The organism is Pedobacter aquatilis (assembly GCF_032678405.1).
Lineage (GTDB): Bacteria > Bacteroidota > Bacteroidia > Sphingobacteriales > Sphingobacteriaceae > Pedobacter > Pedobacter aquatilis_A.
Genome location: NZ_JAVTSJ010000002.1, coordinates 682,330 through 694,525 on the forward strand (window position 1 = coordinate 682,330; position 12,196 = coordinate 694,525).

General features: G+C 36.8%; 14 protein-coding genes. 5 read left to right on the top strand and 9 right to left on the bottom strand.

Annotated features, from left to right (window positions below; genetic code table 11):
• Positions 1-119 precede the first annotated feature (119 nt).
• Together gcvT and R2R71_RS08470 are read left to right on the top strand one after the other, a co-directional pair.
• Positions 120-1,199, top strand: coding sequence for a glycine cleavage system aminomethyltransferase GcvT (gene gcvT, locus R2R71_RS08465; RefSeq protein WP_316831001.1), 1,080 nt, complete (start codon positions 120-122; stop codon positions 1,197-1,199).
• Between the two features lie 66 nt (positions 1,200-1,265).
• Positions 1,266-1,982: a 2-phosphosulfolactate phosphatase gene (locus R2R71_RS08470; protein WP_316830829.1), complete on the top strand. Its 717-nt coding sequence runs from the start codon at positions 1,266-1,268 to the stop codon at positions 1,980-1,982.
• A 134-nt stretch (positions 1,983-2,116) separates the two neighbouring features.
• On the opposite strand, the gene R2R71_RS08475 is transcribed toward R2R71_RS08470, so the two are convergent.
• Both R2R71_RS08475 and gldB read right to left on the bottom strand, forming a co-directional pair.
• Positions 2,117-2,887 carry a patatin-like phospholipase family protein gene (locus tag R2R71_RS08475; protein ID WP_316830830.1) on the bottom strand — a complete coding sequence of 257 codons (771 nt, stop codon included), beginning with the start codon at positions 2,885-2,887 and terminating at the stop codon, positions 2,117-2,119.
• Positions 2,888-2,982: 95 nt separating this feature from the next.
• Positions 2,983-4,017, bottom strand: a complete 1,035-nt coding sequence (gene gldB, locus R2R71_RS08480) for a gliding motility lipoprotein GldB (protein ID WP_316830831.1) — start codon at positions 4,015-4,017, stop codon at positions 2,983-2,985.
• Positions 4,018-4,044: 27 nt separating this feature from the next.
• Between gldB and R2R71_RS08485 the strand changes: the two genes are divergently transcribed.
• The 3 genes from R2R71_RS08485 to R2R71_RS08495 all read left to right on the top strand — a co-directional run bounded on the left by R2R71_RS08485 (position 4,045) and on the right by R2R71_RS08495 (position 7,157).
• Complete coding sequence (locus tag R2R71_RS08485) at positions 4,045-4,719, top strand: porin family protein (RefSeq protein ID WP_316830832.1); 675 nt, start codon at positions 4,045-4,047, stop codon at positions 4,717-4,719.
• 44 nt (positions 4,720-4,763) lie between these two features.
• Complete coding sequence (locus R2R71_RS08490; RefSeq protein WP_316830833.1) at positions 4,764-6,404, top strand: NAD+ synthase; 1,641 nt, start codon at positions 4,764-4,766, stop codon at positions 6,402-6,404.
• 75 nt (positions 6,405-6,479) lie between these two features.
• The gene (locus R2R71_RS08495; protein WP_316830834.1) at positions 6,480-7,157 is read left to right on the top strand and encodes a helix-turn-helix transcriptional regulator; all 678 of its coding nucleotides are present in this window, start codon (positions 6,480-6,482) and stop codon (positions 7,155-7,157) included.
• 58 nt (positions 7,158-7,215) lie between these two features.
• Here the strand turns inward: R2R71_RS08495 and R2R71_RS08500 are convergent, their stop codons facing one another.
• The 7 genes from R2R71_RS08500 to rsmI all read right to left on the bottom strand — a co-directional run bounded on the left by R2R71_RS08500 (position 7,216) and on the right by rsmI (position 12,176).
• Positions 7,216-7,632 carry an OsmC family protein gene (locus R2R71_RS08500; RefSeq protein ID WP_316830835.1) on the bottom strand — a complete coding sequence of 139 codons (417 nt, stop codon included), beginning with the start codon at positions 7,630-7,632 and terminating at the stop codon, positions 7,216-7,218.
• A 98-nt stretch (positions 7,633-7,730) separates the two neighbouring features.
• The gene (gene lspA, locus R2R71_RS08505; RefSeq protein ID WP_316830836.1) at positions 7,731-8,246 is read right to left on the bottom strand and encodes a signal peptidase II; all 516 of its coding nucleotides are present in this window, start codon (positions 8,244-8,246) and stop codon (positions 7,731-7,733) included.
• 14 nt (positions 8,247-8,260) lie between these two features.
• Positions 8,261-8,722: a DinB family protein gene (locus tag R2R71_RS08510; RefSeq protein ID WP_316830837.1), complete on the bottom strand. Its 462-nt coding sequence runs from the start codon at positions 8,720-8,722 to the stop codon at positions 8,261-8,263.
• A 4-nt stretch (positions 8,723-8,726) separates the two neighbouring features.
• Positions 8,727-10,352, bottom strand: a complete 1,626-nt coding sequence (gene lnt, locus R2R71_RS08515) for an apolipoprotein N-acyltransferase (RefSeq protein WP_316830838.1) — start codon at positions 10,350-10,352, stop codon at positions 8,727-8,729.
• Positions 10,353-10,424: 72 nt separating this feature from the next.
• Entirely contained in the window at positions 10,425-10,718 is a 294-nt protein-coding gene (locus tag R2R71_RS08520; protein ID WP_316830839.1) for a GIY-YIG nuclease family protein, read from the bottom strand.
• A gap of 66 nt (positions 10,719-10,784) precedes the next feature.
• Entirely contained in the window at positions 10,785-11,429 is a 645-nt protein-coding gene (locus R2R71_RS08525) for a PH domain-containing protein (protein WP_316830840.1), read from the bottom strand.
• Between the two features lie 33 nt (positions 11,430-11,462).
• Complete coding sequence (rsmI, locus tag R2R71_RS08530) at positions 11,463-12,176, bottom strand: 16S rRNA (cytidine(1402)-2'-O)-methyltransferase (RefSeq protein WP_316830841.1); 714 nt, start codon at positions 12,174-12,176, stop codon at positions 11,463-11,465.
• Positions 12,177-12,196: the final 20 nt, after the last annotated feature.

Genomic DNA, 12,196 nt, shown 5'->3' on the forward strand with positions numbered 1-12,196 from the left:
TAAGTTACGGCTAAGTTTATCTGGTGTTTCGCAATATATAAAGTTCAGGCTAAAGCTTTAAACTTTAACGTATAATTTTACCATTTTCTTAGTACTTTTGCCCGCAAGAATTACATATGATGAAAAACACCGCTTTAACAGAAAAACACATCGCTTTAGGCGCTAAAATGGTTCCATTTGCAGGCTATAATATGCCCGTAACCTATGAGGGTATTAATGCAGAACATGCAACAGTGCGTAATGGCGTTGGCGTTTTTGATGTTAGCCACATGGGCGAATTTATTTTAAAGGGTGATGATGCTTTGGATTTAATTCAACGTGTAACCAGTAACGATGCCTCGAAACTTTATGATGGTAAAGTGCAATATTCTTGCCTCCCTAATAAGGATGGTGGTATTGTAGACGATCTTTTAGTTTACCGTATCGATGAAAAAACCTACATGCTGGTTGTAAATGCATCGAACATAGAAAAAGACTGGAACTGGATTCAGCAGTTTAATGATAAGGCTGTTGAAATGCACAATATTTCGGATAAAACTTCTTTATTGGCCATTCAGGGGCCTAAAGCTGCTGATGCTTTACAGACCTTAACGGATGTAGATTTGGCTTCAATGGAATACTACACTTTTGTAAAATGTACTTTTGCAGGTGTTGAAAATGTTGTAATTTCTGCTACAGGTTACACAGGTGCTGGTGGTTTTGAGATTTATTTCGAAAACGAACATGCTGATAAAATATGGGATGCCATTTTTGAAGCTGGTAAAGCTTACAATATTAAGCCAATTGGTCTTGGTGCCCGCGACACTTTACGTTTAGAAATGGGTTTCTGTTTATACGGAAATGATATAGATGATACTACTTCACCAATTGAAGCAGGTTTAGGCTGGATTACCAAATTTGCTAAAACCTTCACCAATTCTGAAGCTTTACAAGCACAAAAAGAAGCTGGCGTTCAGAAAAAACTGGTTGGTTTCGAAATGATAGACAGGGGTATCCCTCGTCACGATTACGAAATTGCTGACGCCTCTGGAAATATCATTGGTAAAGTAACTTCAGGAACACAAGCACCTTCTTTGCAAAAGGCAATTGGAATGGGCTATGTAGCTAAAGATTTTGCTAAAGAAGGCACCGAAGTATTTATTAATATCCGAAATACGCCAATTAAAGCAAAAGTAGTTAAGTTCCCTTTTTATAAATAGGGTTTAAGGGTTAAAGGTTCAGTATAATTGCTCAGACCTTTAACCTTTACCTTTAACTTTTTTTCCGTGTCAAAAAAAATTGAAGTTTGTTTAACGCCCGCATTGATTGACTTATACGATATCGATCAGAGCATTGTTGTTGTCATTGATATTTTAAGGGCAACTTCATCGATAACTTATGGCATCGAAAACGGTGCAGAAGCTATTATTCCTGTAGCCAATGTTGATGATTGTTTAGCTTATGCCGATAAAGGTTATCTACTTGCTGCAGAGCGAAATGGTGAGGTGGTAGAAGGCTATGATTTTGGGAATTCCCCTTTCTCTTACACCAAAGAAAAAGTTGAGGGCAAAACAATCGTATTAACTACAACCAACGGAACCAAAGCATTGCATTTGGCAAATAAAAGCGCTTACCAGGTAGTGATTGGGGCCTTCTTAAATCTCGATTCACTTTGTGATTATTTAGCCTCGCAAGATAAAAATGTACTTCTGTTGTGTGCCGGTTGGAAAGACCAGTTTAATCTGGAGGATACCTTGTTTGCTGGTGCCGTTGTAAATAGGCTGAGAAAAAACTTCGAACATTTCGATGACTCAAGCGTAGCTGCTGAAGATTTGTACTTATTGGCAAAAGATGATTTAAGAAAATACTTACACAAATCTTCCCATAGTCATCGTTTGGCACAATTGAACATTGAAGAGGATGTTGTTTTTTGCCTTCAGTTAAATGTATGCTCGGCAATTCCTGTTTTGGAAGGAGAAAGATTAGTCGCTTTGAAACCATAGATAAATCAACTAATTATCCTTGGATATCTAAGCTTATTATCACGTAATAAGCTGAAAGAAGGTTCTTCAATTGATTAAGATTTCTCGACTTTCCTCAAAATGACAAGCTTGGTTATAAAAATAGCTTCTGTTTATCATTTCGTTATCAATTCCGAAATCGTAGGGCTGTTCTTTATTGTAATTAATGCTTCTTCGTGCGCCAGCCAATAAATATCTTCAGCACGTTTCATGTCAAATGTACTAATGGCACCCAAACCTTTTGGTTCAATCATTACATTACAGAATTTGGCTTTACGTTCCATATCATGGTTGATGGACATAACGCCTGCACGGCCCATTAAATTGGTGATTCCCGTAATTTTATCCACAGGTTTAAGGTGATTACAGGATGAACCGATGATAAAATCACAATTCTCCATCAAAGGTTCAACAGGGAAATTATTTAAAATTCCGCCATCAACATACATTTGCCCGTCAATCATAATGGGTTTAAAAATACCAGGTATACAGCTCGATGCATGTATCGAGCGGATTAAAGGCCCTTTTTTAAAGTAAACCAAACGGCCTTCACTAAAATTTACAGCAGCAATGGTTAGTGGAATTTTTAATTTCTTAATCGAATCCTCAGGGAAATATTCTTTTAATATTAAGGCAGTGTTTTCAATATTAATTAAGCCCAGTGAGCCAACAGCGGGCCTTACAAAACGCCATAGTTTTGTTTTAAGGAAGATATTCAGCCCTTCTTCAGGATCGATACCTGCGGCAAAAAAAGCACCGGCAATTGCACCTGCACTTGTACCGCTGATGTGGCTGAACGTAATGCCTAAATTGCTAAATGCTTTAAGTACGCCTAAGTGGGCAATGCCTCTTATTCCTCCCCCTGATAAAACTATACCGACTTTCATAATGCTGATTAACTGTTGATTTATGGTTAGATGGTTAATTTGCAGAATTGTTGCAGAAAAATAATTTTTACTCCTGGCAATTTAAAATCTGCAAACTATTTTCTTTTGGGCTTGTACTTCGATTTATTCAAAATCTTTTGTGCATCATTATCTGCCATGAGCTCCTGTAATGTAACCTTTGGATTTTCTTTCATGTACTTTCTAACAATTTGCCATCCTGTCCATACACCTAATTTTGGCGCCGACTCCCTGTTTTCGCCTAAACCTGGCGTAAAGGGGCCATCAGATAAATAAACCTGAATTTTCTGGTAATCGGTTTCGTAAAGTGTATTGTTTTCTAAAAAATATGCCCATATATCCTGCTCGAAATTCTGTGCCCAGCCAAGCTGGTCGCTGGTGTAGCCAATCTTTGTAGAATCAGTAATGTTTTCTGGTAAAACCTGATCCAGGAAATAAAGTATTTTACCCTGAAAAATCATTTTCGATAAGAGGGTTCGGTTTGCATCTGGTTCTGGAAAAAGTTCTTCATGTGCAAAAGTTTCAGCAACCCGTGGAACGATGTTTTCAGGCGTAAACCGTCTGGACATATATAATGGAACACTCTCAATAATTCCCCTGTAAAACTTGCTGTCCTTGCCTAAAAAAGTATCTAAGCCTATTCCCAGATAACCCTCACCAATGGGTGTTGGATATGAAAACCCCGAAACAAAAGTGATGAAACGTGGTACTTTTATTTTTGGGTAGTAATATTTAATGTATTTAAAAGTTTCTGTTAATCCTTCTTCCTGTGGCTTTAACGTGGTGTAAACACTATCAACTTCTTTCATTAGATCATTATACGCAGGGTCTTTGTAAAGTGTGGCAATAATCTCAGGCCCGGCATATTCTGGCGTTCCAACCATTTTATGGATGTAGTCATCGTAAAAGAAACCGTACTTTTTCGCAAGTATATTATTCGTTTGTTCAATATCTTTACCTTTTCCTGCAAGTAATTCATTGTCAAATCTGTCGATCTTAATGTCAACCTTAATATCGCTTACATCTGGTCTGTTGCTTTGCTTGCAGGAAATAAATGCAAGTGCAAAAAGAAAAAATAGATAAATTTGCGTGTGTTTTACGTTATACTTCATTTATAACAAATATATAAAGACATAACTATGAAAAGAATCTCAACAATTTTAATTTTATCTTTTTTAAGTATTGGTGTTTGGGCACAAAATTTCAGCGGACCTGGCTATGGTTTCAGGTTAGGGCTAACTGCTACACCAACCATCGGGTGGATTAAACCTGAACAGGGTAAAACAGAAGGCGTTGGACTGGGTTTTTCTTATGGTATAATGGGTGATTTTAATTTCGCACCCAATTATAGTTTTTCAACAGCATTAACAATAACTACAATTAACGGGAAAAGTACTGAAGTAAATGTACTCCCTTACAATGCAACCAGCAGTTCAACTAATCCGGTAACATACGATTTAAAATATAAATTACAATATATTGAATTACCACTTACCGTAAAACTTAAAACGCTTAAAACTGATGGAAAACGATGGTATGGCCAGTTTGGTTTATCAAACGCATTTAATATAAGTGCAAAGCAAGATGCTGTAAGAAATGGCGCTAAAGTTGGCGATAACCAGAATATTTCGGACTGGACAAGATTTTACCGTGCAGGCCTGGTTATTGGGGGTGGCGGTGAATTTGATATTTCGGGTAATACCAGTATTCTTGCAGGCCTAACCTTTAACAATGGTTTTACTAATATTACAAGTAATTCGGGCAGAGATACCAAAAACCATTACCTGGCCCTAAATTTTGGCGTGTTTTTCTAAGTATTAGAAATGCTACGCTTTACAAACTAATTGATTCAACAAAAATGAAAATAGCCTTAGCGCAACTCAATTACCACATTGGCAACTTTGAAGCCAATACAGCTAAAATTATCAGTAATATTCAACTGGCTAAAAGTAAAGGAGCCGAACTCGTTGTTTTTGCCGAACTTGCTATCTGTGGCTATCCGCCGAGAGATTTCCTGGAATTTGATGAGTTTATTTCACTTTGTGAAAGCGCTGCACAAGAAATTGCGAAACATTGTACAGATATAGCATGTATTGTTGGCTTGCCTGTTCGTAACGATGTTTTACAAGGTAAAGATTTATTTAATGCCGCTTATTTTATTGAGGATGGAAAAGTAAAAGCTGTAACAAAAAAGGCTTTACTGCCAACTTACGACGTATTTGATGAGTATCGCTATTTCGAACCAGCTACTACATTTAATTGTATTGATTTCAAAGGCAAAAAAATTGCATTAACCATTTGCGAGGATTTATGGAATATTAACGATAATCCATTATACGTATCTAATCCAATGGATGAACTGATTAAGCAGCAACCTGATGTGATGATTAATATCGCAGCTTCACCTTTTTCTTACACGCATGATGATGAACGCATAAAAGTACTTTCTGATAATGCGAAAAAGTATAGGTTACCTGTTTTTTATGTAAACCAGGTTGGTGCACAAACTGAAATCATTTTCGATGGCGGTTCTTTAGTTTTCGATGCTGATGGCGAAACAAAAGCCGAAATGAAATACTTTGAAGAAGATTTACAAGTTTTTGATTTGACAGAAGTTGAAAGCGTCCGTAACAAATATCCGAAACCTGAACGTTCAACAGATATCGAACAAATTCATGATGCCTTAATACTTGGTATACAGGATTACTTTAAAAAATCGGGCTTTACCAAAGCAGTTTTAGGCTTGTCAGGCGGAATAGATTCGGCTGTGGTTTGCGCTTTAGCCTGCAGGGCCTTGGGTGCGGAGAATGTTATGGCTGTTTTAATGCCGTCGAAATTTTCTTCTGACCATTCTGTTCAGGATGCATTGGATTTAGCCAATAACATTGGTTGTATGCATGAAATTGTTCCGATTAAAGATGCTGCTGAAGCTTTCGATAGTATGCTGGCTCCAGCGTTTAAAGGATTACCTTTTAATTTAACCGAAGAAAATATTCAGGCCAGGATTCGCGGAACCGTAGTGATGGCAATGAGCAATAAATTTGGTTACATTCTGCTAAACACATCCAATAAAAGTGAATGTGCTGTTGGTTACGGCACTTTATACGGGGATATGTGTGGTGCGATAGGTGTAATTGGCGATGTTTATAAGACGCAGGTGTTCCAGCTGGCGAGATATATTAATAAAGAAAAGGAAATTATTCCAATCAATACCATCGTTAAACCACCATCGGCTGAGCTTAGGCCCGATCAGAAGGATTCAGATTCTCTCCCTGAATATGATATCCTCGACAAGATTTTATACGGACATATCGAATTAAAAAAAGGTTCGGCCAGGTTAATTGCTGACGGATTTGATGAAGCATTGGTAAAAAGGATTTTAAAAATGGTAAACGTTGCAGAGTTTAAACGTTATCAAACGCCGCCAATTCTTCGGGTATCGCCTAAGGCTTTTGGAATGGGCCGAAGAATGCCAATAGTGGGGAAATATCTGGCCTAATTATTATTGCGTAATTTGGTGTTGTTATGTAGTTAACTTTCAGTATTTTAGTTGCTGTCATTAACTCCTCAGGTCATGGTGAACAAGCTAAGTGCAGAAATACGTAACTTAATTAATAAACATGTTGATTCATTTAACCAGATTCCAGGTGTTGTAATTTTACACGAAACATCAAACTGGACGGTTGTTTACATGAGTGATAAAGGCTTAAAACAACTGGGGCTAACGCTTGATGAAGTTTGTAACCTTACAAACGCTCAATATTATAGCCGGTTTTTTAACGAAGAAGATGCTAAAGATTATGTGCCTAAAATTGCCGCTTTTATGCATGGTAATCATCATGAAGATTCTTTGAGTTATTACCAGCAGTTAAAATTTCCTGGTAAAGATAATTGGCATTGGCATTTATCGAGCACTAAAATATTTTTACGAGATAAGGCTGGACAGCCATTGGTTTCGATTACGATTTCCATTCCAATAGATGCGATGCACCACATGGCAGCAAAGGCCGACAGGCTTTTAAAGGAAAATGATTTCCTTCGGAAAAATTATACAAACTTTTCAAAATTAAGCAAACGTGAAAAAACAATATTGAAAGAAATTGCCTTGGGTAAAAGCTCGATAGAAATAGCTGAAGAGTTACATATTTCATCTACCACTGTTGATACGCACAGGAGGAATATCAGAGATAAACTTGGCATAAAATCTTCTTTCGAGATTTCTCAATATGCCAGGGCTTTTGATTTAATTTAATTGAGTTAAAATAAGCTGAACTTGTTTTTAATGTAGAACAAGTTCAGCTTAAATGTTTTTATACTAAAGTCGCATCAACTGAAATTGATGTATTCAATAGTTTCGAAATCGGGCAGTTTTTTTCTGCATCAGCAACAAGCTCGTCAAATTTTTCTTTTGATAATCCAGGTACAGTAGCTGTTAATGTTAAATGCGACTCAACAATCTCACCTTTTGATGGATCTAAATTGATTTCGCATTTAGTTTCTAATTTATCGGCAGTAAAACCAGCCTCGCCTAAATTAGCTGAAAGCTTCATGGTAAAGCAACCGGCATGCGCTGCAGCAATTAATTCTTCAGGGTTTGTACCAACTCCTTCGGCAAAACGCGAATTGAATGAATATTGAGTATTGTTTAAGGTTGTACTTTGTGTGGTAATATTGCCCGCACCTTCCTTAATTGAACCTTGCCAAACGGCTGTTGCATTTCTTTTCATTGGATTTTATTTTTGGTTGATTTTTTAGTTTCTAAACACCTAAAGATAATTATATGTTTGTTTAAAAAATGCAATTAAATATTAAGGTTTTATGCAACTCAATTTAAATCTGCCGCTGTATGTCTCATGGGCTTTGCTTTTGATTTTATGGATTGGATAAGTAAAATCCCGATACCAATCATAATAGAAATATCAGCGAAATTAAAAATTCCGGTTTCGAAAAAATAAAAGTCCATGTGCATGAAATCAGTTACCGAGCCATGAACAATCCGATCATAAAGATTGCCAATCCCTCCGCCAATTAAAAAACATAGTGCAATTTGTACACTGCTTTGCAGGTTACGTTTACTAAATAGAAAATATAAACCATAACCAAGAAATAAAACAGATAGTCCGCTTAAGACAATCAGGCGAAATGCGTAGGGCAACTGATCGCCAAGACTTAAAAATGCACCGCTATTTTCTACTTTAAGGATAGTAAACCGATCTTTAATAATAGTGATCCGCTCATAGTCGCTGATTTTTTGCCTTACTATAATTTTCGAAACCTGATCGCATCCAATATTCAGGAGTAGAAAAAAGGTTAATAATATAATTTTAATAGAATGTTTCAATGCTTAAAATTTGTTTAGCGGATAATATCAGCATCGACAGGAATATAACCTAAATGCCTGCTTAACGTCATGATTTGTCCTTTGTGATGAAATTCCTGAGTGATTACATGAGTGAAAAGTTTTAACGGACTTAACCCGATTATTTTTTCGTTCCTGCTAATAGATAGCGCACTTATATAATCGGCACTAAATTTACTTAGGAATTCACTAATATAATTATCAATGATTTCGAAATATGCCCGGCAATCGTTAAAATTTTGATAAGCATTAAATGGTTTGTAGCTGATTTCTTTTTTCAATGCCCTTTCGCCAATCCATGAAGCGTAGGTATCGCAAATATGTACCAGCAAATTACGAATTGAACCCCGTCCAAATGAACTGTTTTCACGAAGAAAGTCTTCTTCGGAAATGGTTTCAACATATTCCATCATTGTATTTCTGGACATTAGTACAAATTCGTATTGTTGTTTAAGCATGAGCTTATTTTTTAATCCATTTTTTGTACGGAATAATTAATGCAAGTATAACTGCGATGGCGCTTAATAATTTCGCTAGCACATCGCCATTTTTAACATAAAAAGTTATTTCATCGTTTAAATAAATGTCCGATTTAATTGCAGTTCTGGTCCACCATTTAGTGTGCTTAGTTATATCACCGCGTTGATTAATGAAGCATGAAATTCCGGTATTGGCTGAACGGGCAACGGCTCTATGGGTTTCAATAGCCCTTAACTTGGCATACATTTCATGTTGTGATTTCCCTGAAGTATTTCCCCACCAGCCGTCATTTGTAATAATAGCAATAAACTGAGCACCATCTTTAACCTGCTGCCCAATCCAATCGCCCCACAAACTTTCGTAACAAACAACAGGAGCTGCACCAATACCACTTTGTGCATATAAAACACTTGGTTTATCCTGCCAGCCCCAGCCACCAACACTTCCACCAAGCTCTGCAAATATGCCATCCATGAAAGAAAATACTTTCGGAAACGGCATCTTTTCTGCACCAGGAACCAGTTTCGATTTATGATAGAACTGAACATTAGCAGAATTTTCTACCTGCATGGCAGTATTGTAATTATCGAAGAAACCCAGATCCGGACTATATTTTGTAAAAATATTACGCTTATCAGGGTAAAACTTCATGCTTTCTATTCCGGTAATTAAGCTTCCGTTTTTGTATTTACTTAGAAAGTTTTGCAACGTTATAAAATCAGGATTGGTCCGTATTCGGTCTTCATCAGCATAATTTGGTACAGCCGTTTCGGGCCATATAAAATATTCTGTGTTGGTTTGTCCAACTGAATCTGACAAGTGGGTCAATATCTTAATTTGTTCTGCAGGCGGAATGTTTTCCAGTTTCTGATAGGGATCTATATTTGGCTGAACAACTACAACATTGCTTGGCGTACCCTTTTCTTCGAAGTTGAAATACTTTGTTAATGAAATTCCGACAGGAATAATAACCACTAATATCCATATTGCTAATGCACGAAACTTTACGTAACCGCTCTGCGTTCTCAGTTTTTTATAAGCTTCGAAAGCAAGGATATTGCTGAGTAAAATCCAGAACGAGCCACCATAAACGCCTGTATAATCGTACCATTGCGCCAGTTGGTGCATGCCTGCAAAACCATTTCCTAAAGTCATCCAGGGGAATGCCAAATCCCAGGTTTGCTGTAAATATTCTAAGGCGATATAAAATGAAATCAGGCCTAGATAAGCGATGTTCTTATTGGAATACCTGCTTAAGCGGTAGAAAAGCCAGAAAGCAAAAGTCATTAATAAGGCGCCTAAACCATAAGGGATTAAAGAGACAACAAAAGACACTATTGTTCCAATAAAACCTGTATTGTAAGCACTTATTGCATTATAAACCCAATAAGTTGATGCGGTATTCCAGAGTAAAAAGGTTAAGCCCGCGGTTAAGAATATCCTTTTGCCTGTTTTTTTTAATCCTTTATTAGCAATGTTTTCTAATGCAATGAATAATGGAACCAGGGCAATAAGGAGCAATGGTGTTGTAAACGGTATTGGTGGCCAGGCCAGCCAAAGTAAAAATGCGCTTAATAAAGCAAGCAGGTAAGTTTGTTTGGATTTCATTTGTTCGGCTAACTCCTTCTCTTTTCGTTATGCTGAATTCATTTCAGCATCTTTTCAAGAAATTGTATTATTTTATTCTAGATTGTTAAATAAATCATCCCATAAAGGATTAAAACTATTTATCAGATTAATTTTCCATGCTCTTTTCCAGTTTTTAAATTGCTTTTCTTTAGCGATAGCTTCTTCTATGGTACTAAATTGTTCAAAATAAACTAGTCTGTCACAATTATATTTCGCTGTGAACGAACCTGGATAGTATTTTTCTTTATGCTCTTTAATTCGAAATAATAATTCTGAGGTAACTCCGATATATAAAACTTTGCAAGCTTTATTTGTTAAAATGTAAACGCAGCCACCTCTTTCCATGAGTTAGTTATTTTACGCCAGACCCTGAAATAAATTCAGGGTGACGAAGGCCATATGCAATTTGAGTTACAAACTATCTAAAATAGCAGCTTTCTTAGCTTCGTACTCTTCTTGTGTAATCAAATGCTTATCATAAAGGGTTTTTAGCTTACGTAGTTTTAAAGTTGTTTCATCTTCAGGTTCTTCTACAACTTCTGCCAGTTGAATTGGTTCGGGTGCAGGTGTTTCAACAGGAGTTGTATCAGCAAAAGGTTGTGCTGAGAAACTGATTGGAGATGCCATGGCCCTGTTTTCTTCAAGCTTTTGCTGATGTAAAAGTTCTTTATAAGCTTCTAACTGCTGGTTTGCTGCCTGATGTAATTTTCGTGCCTGAACTTTGGGAATAAATTCTGTAACAATATTTTCCCCATGCTGCGGCACACAGATAAATTTCGAACCGAAAAATTCTTCTTTAAAGGATACTTCCTTCACGCTTTTCCACGAAATATCTTTAAAATTCATGGTTAAGCCAAGATTACCTGGTTCGCAATAAAATATACGTTTATTGGTGATGGCAATGCTATCAGGTAATAGGTTAACCGCAGGTTTCTTCTGTACGCCTAAGTATAAAATCTCCTCACCCGATGTTAACAGGTCGTTTAATTTTCCAATAACTTTTTCAACCGCCTTCGGGTCTTGCTCGTCACTAAGGAATCTATCTATGCTAATCATAATTTTTTTAAATTGATTGTTAATTTGTCGATGCTAATCTTCTGCATCATCATACTTGTTTTTGTTTTTTGTTGCCGGTTTCCCTGCTATGCAAATTACAAATTCTCCTTTTAAAGTATTGTTCTCGAAATGTGATTTTATTTCTGTTAATGTTCCGCGAACTGTTTCTTCAAACATTTTTGTTAATTCCCTGCTAACCGATGCCTGTCTGTCTTCGCCAAGGTACTGTGCAAATTCTTCAAGCGTTTTCAATAAACGATGCGGACTTTCATAAAGTATAATGGTGCGTTCTTCTTCAGCAAGTTTTTTGAACTTGGTTTGGCGGCCCTTTTTTACCGGTAGAAAACCTTCAAAAGAAAAAGCATCAGCAGGCAAGCCCGAGTTTACCAAAGCTGGAACAAAAGCCGTTGCACCGGGTAAACATTCAACAGCAATATCATTTTTAATGGCTTCGCGGACAAGGAAAAAGCCAGGGTCCGAAATCGCAGGTGTGCCAGCATCGGAAATTAAGGCTATTTTTTGCCCTTCGTTTAAAAACTTTATAATTTCTGATGTAGCCTTATGCTCATTATGCTGGTGATGGGAAAATACACGTTTATCAATGCCGAAATGTTTAAGCATTGGTGCGCTTGTTCGGGTATCTTCTGCCAGAATTAAATCGCATTCCTTTAAAATTCGGATCGCCCTAAAAGTCATGTCTTCCAGATTGCCTATCGGCGTGGGTACGAGGAATAGTTTGCCATCCATATTTTAAAATTCACTGTCAT

Bases quoted from the DNA above. Each gene is read 5' to 3' on its own strand.
- R2R71_RS08510 (WP_316830837.1), bottom strand. From the start codon at position 8,722: ATGCTTAAACAACAATACGAATTTGTACTAATGTCCAGAAATACAATG.
- gcvT (WP_316831001.1), top strand. From the start codon at position 120: ATGAAAAACACCGCTTTAACAGAAAAACACATCGCTTTAGGCGCTAAA.
- gldB (WP_316830831.1), bottom strand. From the start codon at position 4,017: ATGAAGTATAACGTAAAACACACGCAAATTTATCTATTTTTTCTTTTT.
- R2R71_RS08490 (WP_316830833.1), top strand. From the start codon at position 4,764: ATGAAAATAGCCTTAGCGCAACTCAATTACCACATTGGCAACTTTGAA.
- rsmI (WP_316830841.1), bottom strand. From the start codon at position 12,176: ATGGATGGCAAACTATTCCTCGTACCCACGCCGATAGGCAATCTGGAA.
- R2R71_RS08495 (WP_316830834.1), top strand. From the start codon at position 6,480: ATGGTGAACAAGCTAAGTGCAGAAATACGTAACTTAATTAATAAACAT.
- R2R71_RS08485 (WP_316830832.1), top strand. From the start codon at position 4,045: ATGAAAAGAATCTCAACAATTTTAATTTTATCTTTTTTAAGTATTGGT.
- R2R71_RS08520 (WP_316830839.1), bottom strand. From the start codon at position 10,718: ATGGAAAGAGGTGGCTGCGTTTACATTTTAACAAATAAAGCTTGCAAA.
- R2R71_RS08525 (WP_316830840.1), bottom strand. From the start codon at position 11,429: ATGATTAGCATAGATAGATTCCTTAGTGACGAGCAAGACCCGAAGGCG.
- R2R71_RS08500 (WP_316830835.1), bottom strand. From the start codon at position 7,632: ATGAAAAGAAATGCAACAGCCGTTTGGCAAGGTTCAATTAAGGAAGGT.
- R2R71_RS08475 (WP_316830830.1), bottom strand. From the start codon at position 2,887: ATGAAAGTCGGTATAGTTTTATCAGGGGGAGGAATAAGAGGCATTGCC.
- lnt (WP_316830838.1), bottom strand. From the start codon at position 10,352: ATGAAATCCAAACAAACTTACCTGCTTGCTTTATTAAGCGCATTTTTA.